This is a genomic window from Bacillus sp. ABA4_010 (assembly GCF_056159105.1).
In genome coordinates this window covers 2,948,435-2,970,067 of sequence record NZ_JBSWUN010000003.1, presented here as the reverse complement: position 1 = coordinate 2,970,067, position 21,633 = coordinate 2,948,435, and the positions used below count along the sequence as shown (strand labels likewise).

Here is a 21,633-nt window from a genome sequence, read left to right as displayed (position 1 = left end):
GCCGAGATGAGAATAATAGTAGGAGTCATCATTCTATTATCCAGCTTTCTGTCAATTCCTGTTTATGCGGAAGAAGGCGGATCTTATAAGCTTGTAGTGGGCTATAATCGAGATTTTCCGCCTTTTTCCTATGAGGACGAGAAACAGAAGCCTGCCGGTTTTGCGGTTGAGATTATGAAAGCGATTGAATTGAACACCGGACTGCAGGTTGAATACAAACCCGTTTTCGAAACAGAATTGTTGCAGCAGCTGGAGAAAGGCGAGATCGATGTTATTTTAGGGTTAAAATATACATCCTCGCATGATGCGCGAGTTGATTTTACTTCGCCGATTTTGACGATGTCGGATTCGCTATACGTTCCGTCAGACAATAAAACCGTCTTTAATTTGCCGGATTTGCGAAACGCGGTCGTCTCTATTAGTACGTCTAGCTATTCAAAGGAAGCGTTTGATACAATTAGAGAGATTGATGTCAACATAGCGGGAAGTCAGCCCGATGCCTTGCAAATGCTTTTAGTTGGCAGAAGTGACGCCTTTATTGGCAATCCGTGGACAACGGAATTTTTATTAAAGGAACTGGACGCGCAGACAAGTTTGGATGAACGCTTAACAGCCTTGCAGCCATATGAATATGCGTTTGCTGTTCGAAATGGAAACTATGAGTTAGTCCGTGTGCTGAATGATGAATTAGGGAAGCTGAAAAAAGACAGTACGTTTCAGTCCATTCATCAAAAATGGTTTTATGAGGAGCAATACACGGTCTCTTGGCTGCAAAAGGTAGCGTTTATGCTAGGAGCGGCGGTCTTTGTGGCCATTACGATTATTACCGTTGTATTTTTATGGAATCAAAAGTTGCAAAAAGAAGTAGCGAAAAAAACGACGGCCTTAACAAGGAGTCTTCTTTTTCAAGAGCAAGTGTTGCGTTCTGTTGATACGGGTATCATTTCATTTCACAAAACAGGCAAAATCCGATTAATGAATGAGAAAGCGCGTACATTGCTGAAAGTCGAATTTACAGAGCAGCATATGAATGAAGTGCCTGATTTAGCAGAGATTTGGGCCATGATTCAAACGAATTCCTCTCAGACGAAATATGCAGGAGACATGATTATCCTTACTGAACAGAAGGAAGAGCGAACGATTTACTATGAAGTCGTTCCGTTAAAAAATGAAAAAGCGCGATTTGTCGGCTGGATTGTGACGCTCGATGACCGAACCGAACAATTGTCATTGCAAAAAAAGATGATGATTCAAGAGAAGTTAAAGGCGCTCGGACAGCTTGTTGCGGGCATTGCCCATGAACTGCGCAATCCGTTAACATCAATGAAGCTTTTTATTGAATTATTGCCAGTAAAAATTCATGATGCGCGTTTTCGTGAAGAAGTCGTAAAGCATGTGCCGGCTGAGATTAAGAGATTGAATGATTTAGTCGAGGAGCTTCTCGATTACACGAGACGAAAAGAACCAATCAAAGAATGGATTCCGCTTGCTGAGTTTCTCGATTCGCTTATTCATTCTTTTAAACTGAAAGTTCGGTCTCAAAACATCGAGTTTGTCGTAGAGGTCGATCCTCATATCGAATTATTCGGTGATGTTCACCGAATGAAACAAGTGTTTATTAATTTAGTGATGAATGCAATTGAAGCTGTGCACGATTCAAAGGAGAAGGTTATTACCATTTCTGCCGAACGTAGTGACGCTTTCTTTTATGTACATATTGAAGATACAGGATCCGGTATTTCAGCGGACAATCAGTCAAACTTATTTGAACCGTTTTTTACGACAAAAGGCAGCGGAGTTGGATTAGGCTTGTATACGAGTTACAATATTTTGCTTGACCATCACGGCGATATTGAAGTGAAGTCAACGCTCGGTAGTGGCAGTACGTTTACGTTGAAATTTCAAAAGGAGGATGTTCGATGAAAAAGGTTTTGGTCATTGATGATGAACAGGCGATTTGCATGTCTTTAATGTTCGCACTTGAAGATGAATATGACGTCACGACCGTGACCGATGCTGAAGCGGGTTTACAAAAAGCTGACTCTTTTCAGCCAGACGTTGTGCTGCTGGATATGAGAATTAAAGATGCGGACGGTTTAACGCTTATTCAACCTCTTCTCTCGGCGTGTCCGCAAGCAGTGATTATTGTCATGACGGCATACGGGACGATTGAAACATCTGTAAAAGCGATTAAAATGGGCGCCTTCCATTACGTGTCGAAACCGTTGAATATGGACGAATTAAAAATGTTAATCGAAAAAGGGCTCGATTATTATTCTTTGCATTCGGAAGTTCATCGACTGCAGGAAATTGTGCAGCCAAAAGAGAGTTATGCGGGCTTAGTCGGAAAGTCGCCGGTGATGAAGCATCTATTTTCATTGTTGGAGCGAATTAAAAACATTTCGTCGAATGTGCTTATTGTAGGAGAAAGCGGAACAGGCAAGGAACTTGTTGCAAGAGCGCTTCATTTTCAAGGAGAACGAAAACAGTATCCGTTTTCTGTATTGAATTGTGCGGCCATCCCTGAAACGTTATTGGAAAGTGAATTATTTGGCCATGAAAAAGGGGCGTTTACAGGAGCGACGTCGCAGAAAGAGGGCGTGTTTGAACGTTCTGATAAAGGGACGTTGTTTCTTGATGAAATTGGAGAAATGCCCATCCATTTACAGGCAAAATTATTGCGGGTCGTTCAAGAGCGAGAAGTCACGCCAATTGGTTCGGGAAGGACGAGGAAAATTGATGTGCGTATCATTGCTGCTACGAATCGTGATTTAATGGAAGAAGTCCGACAAGGGAGGTTTCGCGAAGATTTATATTATCGCTTGAACGTGATTCCGCTTGAAGTTGCGCCATTACGAGAGCGGATGGAGGATATTCCGCTGCTTATTTCCCATTTTTTAACGTTGTATAGCGAAAAATTAAATCGTCCATCATTATCCCTAAGTCATGCGGCAAAAGAGTGGCTTTATTCGTATGAATATCCGGGCAATATTCGTGAACTATCGAACATCGTCGAATATGCGGTCGCTTTGGCGACAACAGAGACCATTGATACGAAAGATTTGCCGCTCTATTTGCAAAAAGGGAGTAACATCGGGACACCTGACCTCTGTCGAAAAGGAGAAAATCTCATCCTCCCGTCTGGTATTACATTAGCGGAAGCAGAGAAGATGCTAATTTTACATACGCTAAAGCAAAATGATGACCATCGAAAAAACACAGCCGAAATCCTCGGAATTAGCGAACGGACATTACGCGATAAGCTGAAGCTATATAAAGAGGCATCTGCCCAGCTGTGAAGGTTTATATGAAAAACATCATTTTGTTTAGCCTTTGTTTCCTCATGGCGTTTGGAGGAGGTTGCAACAAGCCGCCAAAGCCACCTGCTTATTGGACGGAAGAGGAAAGAGGTGAATATGTCACAATTGCCACAGGTGGAGAATATGGTCCTTATTTTACAATTGGCCGGGCGTTAGCAGAAATCTATGCTGAAGAACTAGGGATGAACGTCACTGTTCAAACGACAGGAGGTTCTGTGGAGAATCTTCGGTTGTTGAAAGAGGGGAAAGCGGACGTCGCTTTTGTCATGTCAGATGTTGTTTCATTTACTAGTAACGAAACCGACATCCAGGTACTGGCGGGTTTGTACGTCAACTACGTTCAAATTGTGACACTTAAAGAAACCCATATTGAGACTGTCGGCGATCTTGCGGGGAAAAGAGTGGGGATTGGGGCGCCAAACAGCGGTGTTGAGGTAAACGCTAAAGTGATTTTAAAAGGTCATGGTTTGAGTGAACAAGATTATGAGCCGTTTTCTCTTTCCTATCATGAAGCGATGGAGCAGTTAAAACAAGGAGAAATTGATGCCGCTTTCGTGACGTCTGGTTTGCCGAATGCACCTGTTGCCAGTCTTGCGAAGGAAAAGGAGATTACGATTGTCCCCATCTATTTAGAAAATATGAAAGGACAGGAGCACGCAGCTCCTTATTTCCAGCAAGCCTACATCCCGCCGAACACGTATGAAAATAATGAACCTGTTCCAACGATTGGCATTCAAAATCTTCTCGTCGTTCGCAGCACCCTTGATGAATCACTCATCGGACAATTGCGAAGCACTTTTTATAAGCATCTAGAGGATTTAAAGAAAGTGCATAAGGCCATGGAGGATGTTCAGTAAGTTCTAAACATGGTTTTTTATTCTGATGAGGCTGTTCAAAAAGGGACCATTTCTCCCGTTCGAACAGCCTCACGTTCAGTTTTAATATTCGTTAAAGAACTCTTGAATTTTCTTTGGATCATTCGTTTCGGTTAAGGCCAGCATTAAAAGGATGCGAGACTTTTGCGGATTTAAGGAATCCGATGAAACGAACCCATTTTCATCATCGGAAGCGCTGTGAGTGACAATTCCGCTTCCCACACGGCTCGACCGGGTGACGACGACTCCTTTTCCAATCGCATAGCGAGCGCCTTCTTTTGCATAAGTCGACATAGAGCCATTTCCAGAGCCGGCAACGACAATTCCTTTTGCGCCTGATAGTACAGCTGCTTGGTAAAGGTATTTATTATCATTTTGGTAGCTATATAGAATATCCACTTGAGGGAGTTCCTCAATGTCGGAGATATCAAAAACCGTCTCCGTCGTATGTTTTTTCGCCGTTTCATTAAAGAAGTAAGGCTTTCCGCCGATGATTTGTCCTAAATAGCCTTGCTCTAATGATTTAAACGTATCGAGTGTCGTCGTATTCGTTTTTGTGACATAACGCGCTGCACCGATGCGGTCATTCAGTAAAATAAAAGCTCCTTTTCCTTTTGCTTCAGGACTTGAAGCAAGTACGACAGCGTTATATAAGTTGAAGGGGCCATCTGCACTTATTGCAGTTGCCGGTCTCATTGCGCCAACGACGACAACCGGTTTATCGCTTTTGACAACAAGGTTTAGAAAATAAGCCGTTTCCTCCAATGTATCTGTTCCATGTGTGACAATGACACCGTCCACTTCCTCTGAAGAAAGCAGTTCATTAATTCGTTTTCCAAGTGTCAGCAACGTCTCATTGGTAATATTAGGACTCCCGACATTTGCCATTTGTTCTCCGCTAATATTGGCGATTTTCGTCATCTCAGGTACGGCGTTAATTAACGTCTCCACCCCAAGGGCACCTGATTGGTAGCCAGTTGTATCCGTATTGTTCTGAGAGGATCCAGCAATAGTTCCGCCTGTTGCTAAAATTTTGATGTTAGGAAGTTCATTTGCTTGAACGGTTGCAGCGTCAGGCTTGTCCAAACTTGCTGCGGATACAGAAAGCGAAGTGCCAAATCCGGAGAATAATAGAGTAGCAGTTACAGAGAGTATACCTAGTCCTTTTTTTAGATTCATAATTGAGCTCCTTTTCCTTGTAGAATTATATGTAATAAATTACATGAAAAGGAATTTTTTATCATAGAAAATGGAAGGTTCCCTTACATAGAAAATTTGGCATGATGAAAGAGAAGTCGTGCCAAATTTTCTAGAACTAAGCGAATGACACCCTCTTTACGAGGGTGCTATTCGCTTAGTTGAATATCATTCGTAGATTATGCGAACTCAACTGCTACAGCTCTGACAGGGGAGCCGTCAAGGCCTTGCAAGCGGAGTGGAAGAGCGATGATGAATGGGTTGGCGAAATTGATTTGCTCGAAGTTGCAGAAGTTTTCACCGATAATGCCGTTGATGCTTGTAATGGCGTCATGAACAGGGAAGGTCGAGCCATCTGGGGGATCGATGTTAAGTGCATCAATGAAAAACGTCGTCACTCCCTTTGAAAGTAGTTCATTAATGATGTCGACCGACACATAAGGGTGCTGATAGTATGTGTCGGTTCCAATATGTTGAGGCCAGCCGGTATGAAATAACACGATATCTCCGGCGTCAATGGAATCGATCTGGGGAGAGACGTCTTTTCGGGTAATCTCTTCACCTGGCTGTTTACCTGTTACATCGAGGACGACTCCTCGCCCCATAAATTTTGTTAAGCTTGATTCGTCAATTCGTTCTCCCTCCTTTTGAAAGTGAAAAGGGGCATCGACGTGTGTACCAGTATGGGAACCGATGTTTAAGGCAGTGACTTGATAGCCGTCTTTATCCAGTTCAGCAGTCGCTCGCATAGTCGGGACAGGATCACCAGGATAAATGGGCGTATTCGTCGTCACTGGGATGGATAAGTCGATTATTTTCTTTATAAGCAATGGGTCTTCCTCCTTCGTTAATAAAGGTCGGGTCTGCGATCTGCCAGCATCGTAAAGAAGGTTTGTTGAATAGCATCTCGCCAATCGTATTGTAAAGTAGCAGTAATCATTTGTTCATTGTTTTCTTCAGCCATGCCCATAGTTTGGCCGTCTGGGGCTACAATCGCTGATTTTCCAAAAAAGGATAAGCGGTCTGATGTTCCGATGTGATTGCATGCAGCGACATAGACTGTATTATCAATTGCGCGTGCCGCTGCAAATTGATGGAAAGGGAGATCATAGGGAATTTCCCAGGCACTTGGCGCAACAAGAAGGTCGGCTCCACGTAGTGTTAAAGCTCGAGCGAGTTCCGGAAAAGCAAGGTCCCAGCAAATCATTAAGCCGATTGTTCCTATTTCTGTTTCAACGGTCACAAGGTCAGATCCTGGTGTAAATAGTTCTTTTTCAAGTGGTGTTAGGTGGATTTTCCGATAGTTTCCAGCCTGTTTTCCGGTCGGATCAATGAGTTGAATGGCATTGTAGACTTGGTTTTCTCCGTCTTTTTCCGCATATCCATATACAATCCACATTTCGTATTGCTTCGCTACTTTTTGCATATGTTCAAAAATGCTTCCCTCTTGGAACTGGGCCAGCTCTTTCATTTCTGATGACAAATAATAGCCGGTGGCCGAAAGTTCTGGGAAGATGATTAAACGGATGTCTGGATGCTGTTCTTTGCATTGTTGGACCATTTTTTCCATTTTCGCTTGGTTGTAGGAGAGGTCGCCGTTTTTGAAAGCGGTTTGGACGACCGCTATTTTTGGTGTGTTTGTCATGGATTAAACCTCCATCTTAGTTTGAATATCAGGTTCATGGTGTTGATGGACAGGTAGCTGTTTGGAAGCGGCCATGAGTCCGAAATATACGAATCCAGACAAAATAAAGGTCAAAATGGTAGCACCGATGCTGAGCGGGTGAACATACGTAAAATAATAAGCAAATAAAGCTCCAAGGACGTACGTGACGCATGCAACGATATTGAAGCCGTTTTGATAGCGGTACAATCCTTTCGTGTCAAAAGCTACATCTTCAGCATCATAATGCCCCTTTTTGACGATAAAATAATCAACAAGTACAATGGCAAACACCGGAATGAATAAAGTGGCGATTAATAGAACAAAGTTGAAGAAGTTCGTCATTAACGTTTCCTTTAAAAGCGCTCCGAGCGTACAAAGAATGCCTAACGTTAAAAGCGGTTTCCAGAAGTTCGTTTTCGGAAATACATTCATTAAAGACATGGTGGCACTATAGAGAGCCATCACATTTGTTGAAAGTACAGAGAAAAAGACGACGATGGAGGCAACAAAGCCAAAGCCGTGAGCAGCAAGAAGGATGGTTGGGTCATAGGTTTGTTCCATATTAGATAAAATGCTGAAGCCACTTACAACGGCACCGAGTCCCATAGCGATGAGAGATGCGAGTAAGTATCCCACATAAGTACCTACCATTCCACTTTTTTCAGAGCGGCAGTGGCGATTGAAGTCGCAGACGGTGGACATCCATGAAAAGGCTGTGGCGATGACGATGTCAAAGGCGATAATGCCTGAAATAATTGGGTTTTCGCTTACTTTCATTTCAATAAGAGCTGTTACATTATACGTAGTGAAAAGTTTGTAGAAAACGAGAGCAGATAAAATCAGCATGGCAACGGACACCCATTTTTCAATGCTTTCTACACCTCGGTGACCGTAAATGGTAATAGCGACAACGAGCACTTCAGTGAGAATGACAAATAAATTAATGTTGCTGTAGCCAGTGGCATGTTTAATTGCATAATCAAGACTTAACCCTGCCATATAGGCTTGAATCCAACTCCAGCCGACGAGGATAATGGTGTTAACAACAGCGGGCAAGACAGCTCCTTTTTGGCCGAAAGCGGCTCTTGTAATAACCATTGTCGGAAGTCCTGTTCTTGTGCCAATCATTCCTGTTAAAGCAAGGGGAATGGCACCGATGGCCGATCCGATGAAGATGGCCATAATGGCATCTTGAAAGGAAATATCCGGGACAAACATCATGCCGGTCATGACGGATGTGATGACGACATTAGCAGCAAGCCAAAGAGTGAAGGTAGAGAAGAATGTCATGCTTCGTTCGCTTTTCGGTGTGGGGCTAATGCTGTCATGACCAAAGCGTTCTGTTAATTGACTCATATCGTAACCTCTTTTCTTTTTGAATTTTCAGAAAAATTAAAGCTAATCGATTGGTTCCGCAGCGGAATTTATGCGGAACCAATCCTTTTATTGATACCAAGTTGCTTTTTGTAGCGTTTCCGTTATATTGAGATGCTTAACTTCCGTGAACATAGATAAGCCTTGTGGTCCAAGCTCGCGGCCAATCCCGCTTTGTTTATAACCACCCCAAGGAGCATTGACGTAAGGGGTGTGGTAGCTGTTAATCCAAACCGTTCCTGCTTTTAACCGGCCTGCCATTTGTTTCGCCCTGTTAACGTCGGCACATAAAACGCCAGCAGCGAGGCCGTATTTCGTTTTATTCGCTAGGTCGATTGCCTCAGATTCGTCGGCAAAAGGCTGAATGGTAACAACTGGTCCGAAAATTTCTTCTTGTACAATTTGCATATGTTGCTGAACGTCTGTAAACACGGCAGGAGAGAGGTAATATCCATTCTCCCCTAAGCGCTCTCCGCCTGTACGAAGTGTGGCGCCTTCTTGTTGGCCGATTTCAATGAACTGCTCAATTTTCCTACGATGATTGTCACTAATAATAGGACCCATTTCAGTTTCGTCCTTCAATGGATTGCCGATTTTGATTGTCTTTAGTTTTTGCAGCAACGCTTCAGTAAAGGCTTCGTATAGCGTTTCTTGAATAAGAATTCGAGAAGAAGCAACGCAAACTTCTCCTTGATTAAAGAAGGAACCGAAGGCTGCCCATTCAACGGCTGCTTCAAGGTCTGCGTCTTCCATAATTAAAAGAGGGGACTTGCCTCCAAGTTCTAACGATACTCTTTTAAAGTTTTCTGCACATAGCTGATTAATTTTTCTTCCAGCTTCCACTCCGCCGGTAAAAGATACTTTATCGGTATCCGGGTGTGTGACGAGTGTTTCGCCAACTGGAAGTCCGGCGCCTAATACGAGGTTAAAAACACCGTCAGGAAATGCGCATTGTTCAATCAGCTTCGTAAACTGAATCGCGGTTGAAGGAGTCAGCTCAGATGGCTTGAAGACAACCGTATTTCCGGCAGCAAGTGCAGGAGCAATTTTCCACATGCCAAGCAGCAATGGGAAATTCCACGGCACAATTAAAGCACAAACGCCAATGGGTTCTTCGATTACTTTGCTAATAGTGCCATCTGGCTGTTGTTTTTCTATAGGCTCCCGATTGTGGACGAGCTCAGCATAATACCGCAGGCATGCAACGCTATCATCCATATCAAGCCGTGCTTCTCGAATCGGTTTTCCAGTATTAAGAGATTCTAATCTTGCGAAAAATTCGGACTTCTCTTCGAGTGCATCGGCCAATTGATAAAGAAGGTTGACGCGCTTCTCTTTATTGAACGACCAATCGGTATGATCGAAGGCATTTTTGGCAGCCAAGACAGCTTCTGAAGCTTGGCGTTTGGAAGCTTCTTTCACAGTGAAAAGGCTGCTTTCATTTGCAGGATTCAAGAGCACTCTTTCTGCTCCTTCTCCATATTGCCATTTCCCTCCGATAAATTGTTGTTTCGCTTCGTTCATAAACTCACTCCTTAGATGCGTGTAAAACAGGTGTTTCTGCGGATTGAAGCAGTTGTTTTTTCTTTTTTAACGCAGTCAATGTAATCATTTCATAGATGATGGTGGAAGCAAGAGAAGCGGTAATTTCATTGCTGTCGTAGGTCGGCAGCACCTCAACTAAATCAAAACCGACAACGTTTATTCCATCTAGTGCACGTACATATTCTAATGCTTCAAAACTTGTCGGACCGCCGACTTCTGGCGTACCGGTTCCAGGTGCGTAGGCGGGGTCAACAAAATCGATATCGTATGACACGAAAACAGGTCGATTACCGACGCGTTCATGAATTCGCCTAATAACTTCGTTAAAGCCGATTTGGCGTGCTTCTCTCATCGGGATGACTTCAAATCCTAATCTTCTTGCATCTTCAATATCATCAGGGCTATAAAGGGAGCCTCTCATTCCGACTTGGATGGAATGATTAACATCGAGTAAACCTTCTTCTACGGCACGACGGAAAGGGGTTCCGTGCATGTATTTTTCGCCGTAATAATTGTCCCACGTGTCTCCGTGTGAATCAAAATGAACAAGTGCGACCGGACCAAACTTTTGATGAAAGGCCCGCAAGTTTCCGAGAGAAATAGAGTGATCGCCGCCCATGATAACAGGGATTACATTCTTCTCCAGCAAGGGTGTTAATTCTGATACGATATTGTCATAAGTCCGGTGAATGTTACCTGGGATGACATCAATATCGCCATAGTCCACGCCGGAACAATAATCAAAGATATTAATATCCATATCCGGATTATAAGGACGAAGAAGGGAAGAGAAGTCCCGAATATGTTGAGGGCCTAGTCGCTGACCAGTTCGGAAAGAGGCCGCCGTGTCGAACGGAACGCCGAGGACAGCGAAATCAATATGGTCGGTTGTTTTTATTTGTTCTAATCTCATAAATGTGCGCACACCGCAAAAACGTGGGGATTTAGATGAATCTTTTGGTTGATACATAAGAAACCTCCTAGAATAAAAGTATTTGTTATTATATCTTGCAAAAAGCATGCCAGTTTCATAGTGAAGGAAACGTGAGAAAAATGGGTTATAATTGATGCGAAAATGACTCAAACCGTAATATTTTAATTCATTTTTGACAGTTAATTCATTTTCGCATTAGAATCGGTCGAAACTTCTGGAGAAGTTGTTTTAGGCTGAAAGAGAAGACCTCCAACACCTAGGCAGACTGCACTTGTAATGAGTCCGTATATAATTCCGTCCAATGAGGCAGGACCTTTAATAATGAGGGTGGAAAGGACGACAATTCCACTCATTACCATGGAGGTCAGCACCACTTTTGAATGCACGTTTTTCCAGAAGAGAGCAGCTAACACAGGGAAGAAAATACTTCCAGATAAAAAGGCATAAGCGATATCAAGCGCCACGAGAATGTCTTGTAAGACAAGGGAAATTGTAATGGATGCAATTCCTATTAAAACAGTTGCGATCCTTGTTAGCTTGACTTGTTTTTTCATTGCTTGTTCTTTTGGCATTTTTGATAGCAATAAATCATTAACAAGAATAGTAGAAGAAGCCATGATGGTACCAGAGGCTGTCGACATGACCGCAGAAGCGACCGCTGCAATGAGTAATCCGACAAGTCCTTGTGGCAAAATACTAATGACTAATTGAGGAAGAGCTTTTTGCGGGTCATCGATGTTTGGCAGCAACACACTAGCAGTCATTCCAATTAGCGCCCCTCCAATTCCGTAAAACATGCAGTAAACCCCAGCCATAATGGTACCTCTTTTTAAAATCGTTTCATTTTTAGCCGTAAAGGATCGCTGCCAAATATCTTGCCCAATCATAAGCCCGAAGAAATAAAGTAAAAAGTAAGTGAAAATGGCGTCACCACCGATGTTCCCAATGTTTAAAAATTCAGACGGCACTTTTTCTGTTAGTTGACTAAATCCGCCCACGCCCATGATGGAAGCAGGGACTAAAATACAAATTAAACCAATTGTCATCACCCAAAATTGAATGACATCTGTTAAGGTAACAGCCCACATCCCGCCAAGCATCGTATAGAAAACAACGATAATGCCGCCGACAACGATTGCGGTTTTATCGCTCCAGCCAAAGATAGAAGAAAACATAACGCCTATTGCAATAACGGCTGTCACAGAAACCATCAAATCATACACAATCATGATGACGGCACTTATGTAGCGGCTGCTGCTGCCAAATCGTTGTCCTAATAATTCACTAACACTAAACACCTTCAGTTTGCTTATTTTTTTAGAGAAAAAGAGACCTAAGGCGAGGATGCCAAGTCCGATAATCGTGACAAGCCACATCCCAGATATGCCGTATTGATACCCAAGCTTGATTGTGCCGAATGTAGAGGCGCCGCCTAATACGACGGCAGCCATAGCCGGTACGTATAAACTGTAGCCAAGCCGGCCGCCTGCGACGAGAAAATCTTTGCCATCTTTTACTTTTTTCGAACTGATGACGCCAATGCCGATTAAAAGAGCAAAGTAAGCAAATACCACCATTAAATCCAAACTGTTCAACATAAAAACCCCTCCTTATAATAGAAATAACTCAGTATTATACTGTTAGTTCAACTCATTCCAAGCATATCTTAATCATCAAAGTGAATGGAATTTCTTTGGTTGCTTTTATTATATTCATAAAATTGCCTAAACCTTCAATGCATATGTTAGACTTCATGACATAGTTTTTGAAAATTCAGTTTTATCTTGCGGTAAACACTAATAAATAAAGGGAACTATTTTAATTGTAATAAATAAGGTGTTGAAAGAACGTCGTTCCATGTGCTTTAAAAGGAAGGGTTAAAAGCGCTTTCATTTTATTTCAGAATAATTTTTTTGGTGTTGTGATGAAAATTGAAGATAGATGCTATTCGTGTGGGCTACCCCTCCTTTTTGTTCTTGATAAGGGAGATTTGGCTGAATTTGTTCATATATATAGGTGATGTAAATATCTTTGTCTATATATAGTTGCAAGATTCATGCCAAATCCAAATGAGGGAAGATGGGGGAGTTTGTCGGTCTGAATTGATGCAAAAATAAATGGGAGGATGTAAATTTAAGTTATTTTTGCATCTTAATTCGTTTTTGCATTAATCTTATATTTTTTTAACTTTCGGACAACAGTTGATTGACTTAAGCCTAAATAATCGGCCATTTCATAAGTCGTTTTGAATTGTTTGAAGGCACGTGTCAGCCAGCGCTTCTCCACTTCCTCTACAGCTTCTTGCAAGGAGGTGTGAGATTCTTTGACATCCTCATCTTTCCAGCTTGTCTCAGTTTTTATAGGATCTTGTCCATTGAAAAAAGGAAGAACAGTTGGATAAATTGTTCGAGAATCAGTCGTAATCACAAGCCGTTCTACCATGTTTTGTAGTTCGCGCACATTCCCAGGCCAAGGATAATGCATAAGCTCTTCAACAGTGGACGCATGAAAAAATTTGTCTGTGCTATATTTTTCATTAAAATGTTTAAGAAAATAATGGGCCAACATTAAGATGTCTTCTTTTCGTTCACGAAGGGGAGGAATTGTAATTGGAATGACATTCAATCGATAAAACAAATCTTCCCGGAATGTTCCCTTTTTCACCATCTCTTCAAGATTTTGATTGGTGGAAGCAATTAAGCGGAAATCAATATGTTTGGATTGGACACCGCCGATTCTTGTCACCTTTTTCTCTTGCAGCACTTTAAGAAGTTTTGCTTGCACAGTTAAAGGAAGTTCCCCAATTTCATCCAAAAAAAGCGTTCCTTTGTCGGCCAGCTCGATGAGTCCTGTTTTTCCTTTTTTATTCGCTCCGGTAAAGGAACCGGCTTCATATCCAAACATTTCAGACTCAAAGAGCGATTCAGGAATGGCTCCACAGTTGACTTCGATAAAGCTTTCGTCTTTTCTTTCACTTCCTTGATGAAGAGCGTGGGCGAAGACGTTTTTTCCAACCCCTGATTCGCCAAGAAACACGACGGAGGCATCTGATTTAGCGGCGCGCTGAATAATCTGCCATACTTGACGGATGGCTTTGCTTTTGACAACAAATTCATCAAGTTCATGGTCTTTTTCCCGAAGTTCTTGAAGTTCAACTTGGTACCGTTCCATTTGTGCTTGAAGTTGTTCGTACTCTTCTTTTAAATGCTGGATTTCGGTTAAGTCATTGGAGAAGCTAATGACACGAATAATGGAGCCATTTTCATCAAATACCGGAAGTCCTGTTGCCATAACCATCCGACCTGCAGGCGTTCGCTGCATTACTTGCATTTCTTTCCTTTCTTGTAAAACGATTTTGGTAATAGAAGGAGAAAAAATGGATTCAGCTTCTAGCTCATCCACTGATTTCCCGATTAACTGAGAAGTTTTCTTTCCGTAAATGGTTTCACAGTTGGGGCTTACTCGCAAAACAATGCCTTGACCATCTGTTACAACAATATTATCTTTTGACGCTTTTAAAATTGCTTCTAGCTCTAATTGTAGAAAGGTGTCCTTAGTTTTCATAAAATCCCTCCAATGTTTTTCGTTCATCTCTAGCTTGTTCAAGATAGTTAGTGGGAAATTCTACCGTTATCATAATGATGTATTTGTATTATAGTAGTTTATATAGTTTTCTGCATTTTTTGATAAAGTCTGCATTCCTATATCAAGCGATCTAGAAAATTCGACACGACTAAAGAGTGGTTCTGCCAAATTGAGGGGAAGCTTACGTTGTCAGGGTTCATGATTGTGGTGCTTCTCAATCGAATGAAGAGGTGCCGAATTATGAAGGCGAACCTCTACCGGAGGAATTGAGAAGTTAAAACATATATTGACAATGTTCTGAGTAGATGTGACTAAAATTGACAAAATCTTAACGTAATTTTAACATCGATTTTATATGGATTGAGTACAATGGACCTATTAAAATACAATTTTTTTGTATGCATTGGTTCGATTTGAAGGAGGAACGAATGAAAACTGACGATAAAGTAGCAAAATGGACTGATATGTTTGTGCAAGGCATGAATTTGTCTGTTTCTAAAACAATTCCTATTCCTTTTCATTTTTCGTATTCGATTGCTTCCCAAGATTCACTGCAAGTCGATTTCGGGGTAATGGTTAGTCTCATCGGAGATATAAAGGGAGATTTTTTCCTTCTTGGGGAAGAGAAATTATTTAGCACGCTTGGGGAAACGATGTTCGGAATGTCTTTAGAAGGTGATATGTTAAAGTCGTTTGTCGGTGAACTGGCTAACATGATTTCGGGAAATTTATGTACGGAAATGTCCCGTAACTTTAAGCTAGATATTACTCATCCGACTATTTTATCTGATCAATCATGTGAATGGTTAGATGATGGAATTGAAATTATTATTCAATTTACAAATGATGAAACGTTAAAGGTCGTTTTGCTGCCATATAACGGTATGGAACAGAGTGAACTCACGCTTCATTAAGGTGATGAAGAACATTTAACGGAATGCAACAAGAACCGTTTCTCTCTATAATAATATTATAGAGGAACGGTTCTTTTATGTTCTTAGTGTAATCGAACTGATTACACTGTATAACTGATGTCTATATCGAACGATTGGGAAAGCGTTATCGCCCATTTTAAAACCCTAATATTTACAGTTTCATGGAAGTTTGCTATAATTCGAGATAAAATGATAAGTATAGGTGTAAAATGTTGAAATAAGGGGAATATGCCCGTAACGCATTGTTACTAGGAGGATTTTTTGTATTATGAGTTTAAAAACAACAGAACAAACGATTTCCCAGCAAGATTTTCTTCAGCTTCTACAACAATGTGAAGCCGAAGGAAAGGAACGAAAAGATATGAAGCTGGAAGCGTTCGTACAGGGCATATCAGAGAAATTGCAATTGCTCTATAGTCGGCAGACAGCTGAATAAAGTAAAAATAAGCTGGAAAGCTTTGAGGTGATCATCTATGTTTTTTAGAGGTCATCTTTTTTTGTGCTTTTTTCCTCATCATAAAAAATCGTTGCTCTCCTTTTTAATCCCTTATGTTACTTTCTTATCCAGTGCCTTAGCATTGGCTCCATTTTTTTCACTAATTGTAAAAAATTCATTAATTTTGTCTAACTTAACCAAAAAATGTAGATATCTTCCAATCTCTTTATTATAATGAGGGGTGTAGTTTCTTAAACGAGAATACTTGGAGGGTCATCATGGAAGAAACAATTAGTCTGCGTGAATTATTTCAAACGCTAAAAAAACGTCTTTGGCTCATTGTTTTAATAACAGTAATTGCGACGACGGTGAGCGGGGTACTTAGCATCTTTTTTTTAACACCTATTTATCAAAATTCCACGCAAATACTTGTGAATCAATCAAAATCAGAACAGCAGCTTTACAATCCTGCTGAAGTGCAAACGAATTTGCAGTTAATTAATACATACAACGTGATTATTAAAAGTCCGGCAATTTTGGATATCGTCAAGAAGGAACTCGGCCTTGAACGAACAGTTGGGGCATTAACGGAGCAAATTCAGGTGGCTAGTGAGAAGGATTCACAAGTAGTCTCCATTACCGTCCAAGATCCGGATCCTGTATTGGCTGCAAAAATTGCCAACACGACGGCGGATGTATTTAAAAATGAAATTGTGAAAATTATGAATGTTAATAATGTGAGCATTTTATCGACAGCGGATGTACCTGAAAATCCACAGCCAGTGCAACCACGTCCGTTATTAAATATTGCGATTGCGCTTGTAGTAGGAGCGATGGCGGGGGTTGGCTTAGCCTTTTTACTGGAATACCTCGATAATACGATTAAAAATGAGCAAGATGTGGAGCGTTTGCTTGAAATGCCAGTTATTGGTGTTATTAGTACCATTGAGCAAAGCGCAACGGTCAAACGTAGTCAAGAAGCGATAACTCCGCGAATGGGTCGTGTGAAAGGAGAGTCGTCTCATGTTTAAACGAAAGCAAAAAGTGGTTACTCCATCCACACAGCGCTCCTTAATTTCGTATATACAGCCGAAATCACCGATTTCAGAGCAATACCGTACAATTCGTACGAATATTCAATTTTCCAATGTAGATGGACATCTTCATTCCGTTATGGTGACGTCATCAAGTCCTGGAGAAGGAAAGTCGACGACAGTCGCCAACTTGGCGGTTGTATTCGCCCAGCAAGGAAAGAAGGTGCTGTTAGTTGATGCGGATATGCGAAAGCCAACCGTTCATTACACGTTTCGATTGGAAAATCATATCGGGTTAACCAATGTACTTACCAAACAAACGACTTTGCGTTCGGCAGTCAGTAAGACAGCCATTGACAATTTATCGGTATTGACAAGTGGGCCGATTCCGCCGAATCCAGCTGAGCTGTTGGCATCTGCTGGCATGAAAGAATTGCTGGAAGAGCTGTACAGTGAATATGATATGATTTTGTTTGACACACCACCAGTTTTAGCAGTAACAGATGGCCAAATTTTAGCTAACTTATGCCATGGTTCGATTCTTGTTGTTCGCAGTGGTGAAACGGTTATTGAAGCGGCACAAAAGTCGAAAGAAGTGCTTATGAATGCTAAAGGGAAGCTGCTTGGAGTAGTGCTTAATCAGAAAAAGCAGGAAAAAGGCGAATATTATTACTATTACGGGACGAACTAAAGGCAGCAGCGAGCTGCCTTTTTATCATTGGATATTTATTTTTGAATAATTTACCAAAAAAAGAGAATTTGATATCTTTAAAGGAAATAATATGAAGGAGGAGTGCGGAATGAAAAAGCTGTTGGTGGTTGCCGGTTCAGCCATTCTTATTTTAGGAGCAGGGGGATATGCGGGCTATCAATATGTGATGAATACAGCGGCGGACAAGCTATCGGAGGAGCTGGAAAATGACCCTGACTTGATGAAGGAAATTGAGCAAGTCGTTAAGGAAAATGAGGTGAGCATTAACAAGTTAGCAGAGAATCTTTCCGAAGAAACTAAGGAGAGTGAGAAAGAAGTGGCCGCAGTAAGCACCAAGTCTACCAAGTCCGCTTCCGTTTCAAGTGAAAAGACGAATGCTCCTGCTGAAGCGAAGGATGTGAAGGAGCAACCGGAAAAAAACGTTTCCCCAGAAAATGAAGAACCAGAAAAGAAACCTTCCAATGACCCGGAATTCTCAAGTCGTAACGAGGCCGTTCGGTTTGCGATGAGCCGCTTTTCGGCAGGGGAATTGAATGATATGCGAAAGATGGCCGCAGATGGTTTAACAGCAGAAGAAAAAGCGATTTTAAAGAAAAAGGCCTTTTCTAACTTTACGGCAGAAGAAATTGCAGCTGTCCAGCGTGCCTTATCTAATTAAAGAGACAAAGGGTTCATTTGGCAGGGGAATACAGAAATTGAGTGTAAAGTGAAGGTGAGCAATTAATGCGCGCAATGAAGGAAGTGTGGACACCGCTTAAAATCTTTGGGGTCCGCTATTACAGAGACCGTGACCGGAATGTGTATTACAAAAAAGTGGGAAGCGGTAAACGGAAAGAAACGAAACCATTTTGGCAATATAAGCGGTTTATGTTCGTAGTGACGATGTTGTTGGTGGCGATCCCCGTTGGCTATGCCGGTTATCAACTCGCTCTTGATAAGGCATCCGACAAACTCGTGAACGAAGTTGCCAGCCAAGTAAGTCAAGAGGATATGAATCAATTGCTTCAGGACCCGTCTGTTCAGGAGCTATTAGAACAGGAGCTTGGGACGGAAAAAGTGGCCGATTTACTAAAGGAAAATAATGTTGTTCCTTCTGCCATTGCAACTGCCCGAATTTCAAGTGAGGATTTGACATTTAAACCGGTTGAAGAAACAGCGGTATCCGAATCAATTGCTTCCGCACAAAAGCCGGAAGCAAGAGGAGAAACGGACAAGGAACAAGTCGAGAAAACAGCGGCAGTAAAGAAAGAAGCAGAGTCGTCCAAAAATGAAGAAGCATCTTCCAGCAAGGAGGAAACAGCGAAGAAAACCTTTCAATCTCGAGAAGAAGCGATGAAATTTGTGATGAGTAAATTTTCGATGACAGAAATCTCCGAGTTCGCCAGTATGGCACAAGGCGGACTGACAGCAGAGGAAAAGGCGGCCATTAAGTCTAAGGTGACTTCTCGCTTAACGGAAGAAGAGTACGAAGCGTTAAAACTATTTGGCATTATTGAACTGGGCAAGCAGTAAGTGTCTTGCCCCATCCCTTTCACTCTTCTTTGAACACACCTGTCGAAATTCCCTTATCTTATTGTAAAAGAAGTGGGAATTTTATCGAAAAAAGATTGAATAATCAAGATTAATAGTTTAGTATAGGAATATATTTGAAAATTTTCCTTTTAGTGGAATGTTAGTTGTGGAGATCGAGTTGTAAATCATACATATAGATTCATCTGAAAATTGTAATTAAAACTAGTTTATGAGGTGACAAGCATGAAGAACTACCCATTCAGCAAAAAAGCAGTAAAAGCCGTTTTAGCGGCATCCATTGCCCTAAGTCCATTAGCAGCAACTGGTTTAGCGGCACCAACTAGTGTTGTAGCAGCTCCGAGTGTAAATGTAAACAGTGAGATTGATACACTGGCAGAAAGATTTTATCAATTTTACCAACATGCAAGTGCAACAGAATTAGGGAAAGCGAAGGTAAATAATTTAACAGCTTCCAATATTAAAGCAGCGGCTGGCATTTCTTTAACGCCAGATAAGGAGTCCGCCTTTGTAGATTTAGTGAAAAACACCGCTGCTTTAATTTATTCCAAACCTTCGAATGCTGCGGATTTAGCAAGTAAAGTTAAAGCATTTAGAACAGCGAATGCAGTTCATTTTAATACATTGTTTGATAGCGGCGGAACAGTTACAGCTGATCAGTTAATTGTCTTTATTACAGATTTAGAGCCTAAATTAGAGCAAGCTGTGCAAACATATGCTATTCAGTCAAATGTAAAATATTCAGATGTCTTGAAAACAGCGGTTGCTAACACGTTCAGCAGTGGTGAACATAAGGAGTACTATAGTGATTTAGATGGCAAGTTAAGTGAAATTGGTTTGAGTGTTGAAAAACTATTTTTAATGCAGGAAAAGCTAAATAATGATGTTATTGACCCAGCATCTAATGGAAAACCAGCACGCTCTACTTTAATGACAAGTGCTTTTAAGGAGAAGGGAGCTGTCATTACAAATTCAGGAAATACATACTCCTTTAATGTACCGGTTAATTTACTTGGAGAAAGTATTTCTATTCCTCTTACAAAGCAAGTAACATGGACAACGAGCGATGCTACGGTAGCTACATTTACGAATAATGTATTAGATGTTAAAAAAGATGGCTCAATTACGGTTAGTGTGCTATTTGATGGTATGAAAATTGCTACTTCCAACACAATTAATGTGACAAAACCAACGACTGGAGGCGGGGGCAGCAGTTCAGGTGGTTCAGGCGGTTCTAGCGGTGGGTCAGATGGCGGTTCCACTACGACACCTGGTACTGGATCTAGCAGCAGTGACGTAAAAACCGACAGCAGCAAAATCAGCAGCAATGCTAGCGAAGTAGCAAAAGCGATTAAGGATGCGAAAGATTTTAAAAATCTTGAAATTACATTGAGCAATAAGGCTGAAGATGTGACGTTGCCGACGACTGTATTAAAAGCCATCATCGAGAAAAATAAAGAAGCGACCATTGATGTGAAAACAGATGTAGGTTCTTATAGTTTGCCTGCAAGTGAAATTGATTTAGAGGGCTTAGCGGCAGAATTAGGCGGAACGGTTGAAGATGTGAATATTAAAATTACAGTAAAAGTCGGAAAAGACGACCAAGATGTGATTGGCCAAAATAAATTAACGGCCGTTTCTGATGTAGTAGAATTCACAGTCGAAGCGATTGTAAACGGACAGACAAAAGAGTTAAAGACATTTAAAGATTATGTGAGCCGTACAATTAAGGCGAATAAAGATCTTGATGCAGACAAATCAGTGGTACTACGTTTAGAAGCAGATGGTACGACTACAGCTGTTCCGACGGTCGTGAATGAAGAGGAAAAAGATGAAGTGATTGTGCATGCGATGACTAACTCTTTATACGTTGTCGTTGAAAATGATAAAACATTCAATGACCTCAATGGTACATGGAACAAAGAGCAAATTGAAAAATTAGCGAACAAATACATTGTTCAAGGTCGTGCTGACGGTTCGTTCGGTCCGTATGCTTCCACGACACGTGTTCAATTAGCGGTTTTATTAACTCGTGCGTTAGCTTTATCAACAGATGGTACGTATGATGATCGTTTCAAAGATGTAAAAGGTGATGAGTGGTTTGTTCCTGAAATGACAGCAGCTGTCAATGCAGGTATTATTCAAGGAAAAGCGGATGGAAGCTTTGATCCTAATACACCTGTGACACGTGCACAAGCCGCACTTATGATCAATCGTGCATTAGAATTTGTTTCTTATGATAAAGAGAAAGAATTGGATGAAACGTTAAAAGTAGAGGACTTTAAAGATGAAAGTAAAATTTTAGACTGGGCTCGCAAAGATATCGAAACGGTATTACAGGCAGGTATCATGCAAGGTCGTCCAGATGGAAACTTCGATCCATATGCACCAACAACTCGTGCACAAATGGTGAAAATTTTAGATGAGACGTTAAAAACGTTGAAATTCATCAACGAATAAGCAGTGATGATGAAAAGGGACATGGAAAAA

18 protein-coding genes are annotated in these 21,633 nt (G+C 41.4%); 10 read left to right on the top strand and 8 right to left on the bottom strand.

Features of this window, described 5'->3' with window-relative positions; translation table 11 throughout:
* Nucleotides 1–6 precede the first annotated feature (6 nt).
* The 3 genes from ACXAEO_RS15895 to ACXAEO_RS15885 are packed head-to-tail and all read left to right on the top strand — an operon-like array spanning nucleotide 7 to nucleotide 4,177.
* Nucleotides 7–1,923 carry a transporter substrate-binding domain-containing protein gene (locus ACXAEO_RS15895; RefSeq protein ID WP_474882862.1) on the top strand — a complete coding sequence of 639 codons (1,917 nt, stop codon included), beginning with the start codon at nucleotides 7–9 and terminating at the stop codon, nucleotides 1,921–1,923.
* Nucleotides 1,920–3,299 (top strand): sigma-54-dependent transcriptional regulator, encoded by a 1,380-nt coding sequence (locus tag ACXAEO_RS15890; RefSeq protein ID WP_474882860.1) that lies wholly within the window; start codon nucleotides 1,920–1,922, stop codon nucleotides 3,297–3,299. Before ACXAEO_RS15895 ends, ACXAEO_RS15890 begins: the two co-directional genes overlap by 4 nt.
* Before the next feature lie 8 nt (nucleotides 3,300–3,307).
* The gene (locus tag ACXAEO_RS15885; RefSeq protein ID WP_474882857.1) at nucleotides 3,308–4,177 is read left to right on the top strand and encodes a TAXI family TRAP transporter solute-binding subunit; all 870 of its coding nucleotides are present in this window, start codon (nucleotides 3,308–3,310) and stop codon (nucleotides 4,175–4,177) included.
* Nucleotides 4,178–4,258: 81 nt separating this feature from the next.
* On the opposite strand, the gene ACXAEO_RS15880 is transcribed toward ACXAEO_RS15885, so the two are convergent.
* From ACXAEO_RS15880 to ACXAEO_RS15845, 8 genes are all read right to left on the bottom strand, one after another.
* Nucleotides 4,259–5,374: a type II asparaginase gene (locus ACXAEO_RS15880; protein ID WP_474882855.1), complete on the bottom strand. Its 1,116-nt coding sequence runs from the start codon at nucleotides 5,372–5,374 to the stop codon at nucleotides 4,259–4,261.
* Nucleotides 5,375–5,571: 197 nt separating this feature from the next.
* Nucleotides 5,572–6,222 carry a cyclase family protein gene (locus ACXAEO_RS15875; protein ID WP_474882853.1) on the bottom strand — a complete coding sequence of 217 codons (651 nt, stop codon included), beginning with the start codon at nucleotides 6,220–6,222 and terminating at the stop codon, nucleotides 5,572–5,574.
* 17 nt (nucleotides 6,223–6,239) lie between these two features.
* A complete protein-coding gene (locus ACXAEO_RS15870) occupies nucleotides 6,240–7,037 on the bottom strand; it encodes a carbon-nitrogen hydrolase family protein (protein ID WP_474882848.1) in 798 nt (265 codons plus the stop codon).
* A gap of 3 nt (nucleotides 7,038–7,040) precedes the next feature.
* On the bottom strand, nucleotides 7,041–8,414 hold the full coding sequence (locus ACXAEO_RS15865; RefSeq protein ID WP_474882846.1) for a purine-cytosine permease family protein: 1,374 nt from the start codon (nucleotides 8,412–8,414) through the stop codon (nucleotides 7,041–7,043).
* Nucleotides 8,415–8,501: 87 nt separating this feature from the next.
* A complete protein-coding gene (locus tag ACXAEO_RS15860; RefSeq protein ID WP_474882843.1) occupies nucleotides 8,502–9,956 on the bottom strand; it encodes an aldehyde dehydrogenase family protein in 1,455 nt (484 codons plus the stop codon).
* A gap of 4 nt (nucleotides 9,957–9,960) precedes the next feature.
* The gene (speB, locus tag ACXAEO_RS15855; protein WP_474882841.1) at nucleotides 9,961–10,947 is read right to left on the bottom strand and encodes an agmatinase; all 987 of its coding nucleotides are present in this window, start codon (nucleotides 10,945–10,947) and stop codon (nucleotides 9,961–9,963) included.
* Between the two features lie 143 nt (nucleotides 10,948–11,090).
* Nucleotides 11,091–12,509 (bottom strand): sodium:solute symporter family protein, encoded by a 1,419-nt coding sequence (locus ACXAEO_RS15850; protein WP_474882839.1) that lies wholly within the window; start codon nucleotides 12,507–12,509, stop codon nucleotides 11,091–11,093.
* 553 nt (nucleotides 12,510–13,062) lie between these two features.
* The gene (locus ACXAEO_RS15845; RefSeq protein WP_474882837.1) at nucleotides 13,063–14,475 is read right to left on the bottom strand and encodes a sigma-54 interaction domain-containing protein; all 1,413 of its coding nucleotides are present in this window, start codon (nucleotides 14,473–14,475) and stop codon (nucleotides 13,063–13,065) included.
* Nucleotides 14,476–14,924: 449 nt separating this feature from the next.
* Here ACXAEO_RS15845 and ACXAEO_RS15840 point away from each other — a divergent pair, with 449 nt between their 5' ends.
* From ACXAEO_RS15840 to ACXAEO_RS15810, 7 genes are all read left to right on the top strand, one after another.
* The gene (locus ACXAEO_RS15840; protein ID WP_474882835.1) at nucleotides 14,925–15,410 is read left to right on the top strand and encodes a chemotaxis protein CheX; all 486 of its coding nucleotides are present in this window, start codon (nucleotides 14,925–14,927) and stop codon (nucleotides 15,408–15,410) included.
* A gap of 289 nt (nucleotides 15,411–15,699) precedes the next feature.
* Nucleotides 15,700–15,867, top strand: a complete 168-nt coding sequence (locus tag ACXAEO_RS15835; RefSeq protein ID WP_474882831.1) for a hypothetical protein — start codon at nucleotides 15,700–15,702, stop codon at nucleotides 15,865–15,867.
* A 278-nt stretch (nucleotides 15,868–16,145) separates the two neighbouring features.
* Nucleotides 16,146–16,898 (top strand): YveK family protein, encoded by a 753-nt coding sequence (locus tag ACXAEO_RS15830; protein ID WP_474882829.1) that lies wholly within the window; start codon nucleotides 16,146–16,148, stop codon nucleotides 16,896–16,898.
* Nucleotides 16,891–17,592, top strand: coding sequence for a CpsD/CapB family tyrosine-protein kinase (locus ACXAEO_RS15825; protein WP_474882827.1), 702 nt, complete (start codon nucleotides 16,891–16,893; stop codon nucleotides 17,590–17,592). The genes ACXAEO_RS15830 and ACXAEO_RS15825 overlap by 8 nt, the downstream gene beginning before the upstream one ends.
* 109 nt (nucleotides 17,593–17,701) lie before the next feature.
* The gene (locus tag ACXAEO_RS15820; protein ID WP_474882825.1) at nucleotides 17,702–18,271 is read left to right on the top strand and encodes a hypothetical protein; all 570 of its coding nucleotides are present in this window, start codon (nucleotides 17,702–17,704) and stop codon (nucleotides 18,269–18,271) included.
* Between the two features lie 65 nt (nucleotides 18,272–18,336).
* Nucleotides 18,337–19,125: a hypothetical protein gene (locus tag ACXAEO_RS15815; protein WP_474882822.1), complete on the top strand. Its 789-nt coding sequence runs from the start codon at nucleotides 18,337–18,339 to the stop codon at nucleotides 19,123–19,125.
* 243 nt (nucleotides 19,126–19,368) lie between these two features.
* The gene (locus tag ACXAEO_RS15810) at nucleotides 19,369–21,603 is read left to right on the top strand and encodes an S-layer homology domain-containing protein (RefSeq protein WP_474882820.1); all 2,235 of its coding nucleotides are present in this window, start codon (nucleotides 19,369–19,371) and stop codon (nucleotides 21,601–21,603) included.
* The last annotated feature ends 30 nt before the right edge of the window (nucleotides 21,604–21,633 follow it).

What these genes read in the sequence shown, in the direction of transcription:
- ACXAEO_RS15860 (WP_474882843.1), bottom strand. Translation starts at nt 9,956, where the DNA reads ATGAACGAAGCGAAACAACAATTTATCGGAGGGAAATGGCAATATGGA.
- ACXAEO_RS15890 (WP_474882860.1), top strand. Translation starts at nt 1,920, where the DNA reads ATGAAAAAGGTTTTGGTCATTGATGATGAACAGGCGATTTGCATGTCT.
- ACXAEO_RS15845 (WP_474882837.1), bottom strand. Translation starts at nt 14,475, where the DNA reads ATGAAAACTAAGGACACCTTTCTACAATTAGAGCTAGAAGCAATTTTA.
- ACXAEO_RS15810 (WP_474882820.1), top strand. Translation starts at nt 19,369, where the DNA reads ATGAAGAACTACCCATTCAGCAAAAAAGCAGTAAAAGCCGTTTTAGCG.
- ACXAEO_RS15830 (WP_474882829.1), top strand. Translation starts at nt 16,146, where the DNA reads ATGGAAGAAACAATTAGTCTGCGTGAATTATTTCAAACGCTAAAAAAA.
- ACXAEO_RS15880 (WP_474882855.1), bottom strand. Translation starts at nt 5,374, where the DNA reads ATGAATCTAAAAAAAGGACTAGGTATACTCTCTGTAACTGCTACTCTA.
- ACXAEO_RS15865 (WP_474882846.1), bottom strand. Translation starts at nt 8,414, where the DNA reads ATGAGTCAATTAACAGAACGCTTTGGTCATGACAGCATTAGCCCCACA.
- ACXAEO_RS15870 (WP_474882848.1), bottom strand. Translation starts at nt 7,037, where the DNA reads ATGACAAACACACCAAAAATAGCGGTCGTCCAAACCGCTTTCAAAAAC.
- ACXAEO_RS15885 (WP_474882857.1), top strand. Translation starts at nt 3,308, where the DNA reads ATGAAAAACATCATTTTGTTTAGCCTTTGTTTCCTCATGGCGTTTGGA.
- ACXAEO_RS15835 (WP_474882831.1), top strand. Translation starts at nt 15,700, where the DNA reads ATGAGTTTAAAAACAACAGAACAAACGATTTCCCAGCAAGATTTTCTT.
- ACXAEO_RS15825 (WP_474882827.1), top strand. Translation starts at nt 16,891, where the DNA reads ATGTTTAAACGAAAGCAAAAAGTGGTTACTCCATCCACACAGCGCTCC.
- speB (WP_474882841.1), bottom strand. Translation starts at nt 10,947, where the DNA reads ATGTATCAACCAAAAGATTCATCTAAATCCCCACGTTTTTGCGGTGTG.
- ACXAEO_RS15850 (WP_474882839.1), bottom strand. Translation starts at nt 12,509, where the DNA reads ATGTTGAACAGTTTGGATTTAATGGTGGTATTTGCTTACTTTGCTCTT.
- ACXAEO_RS15840 (WP_474882835.1), top strand. Translation starts at nt 14,925, where the DNA reads ATGAAAACTGACGATAAAGTAGCAAAATGGACTGATATGTTTGTGCAA.
- ACXAEO_RS15820 (WP_474882825.1), top strand. Translation starts at nt 17,702, where the DNA reads ATGAAAAAGCTGTTGGTGGTTGCCGGTTCAGCCATTCTTATTTTAGGA.
- ACXAEO_RS15815 (WP_474882822.1), top strand. Translation starts at nt 18,337, where the DNA reads ATGCGCGCAATGAAGGAAGTGTGGACACCGCTTAAAATCTTTGGGGTC.
- ACXAEO_RS15895 (WP_474882862.1), top strand. Translation starts at nt 7, where the DNA reads ATGAGAATAATAGTAGGAGTCATCATTCTATTATCCAGCTTTCTGTCA.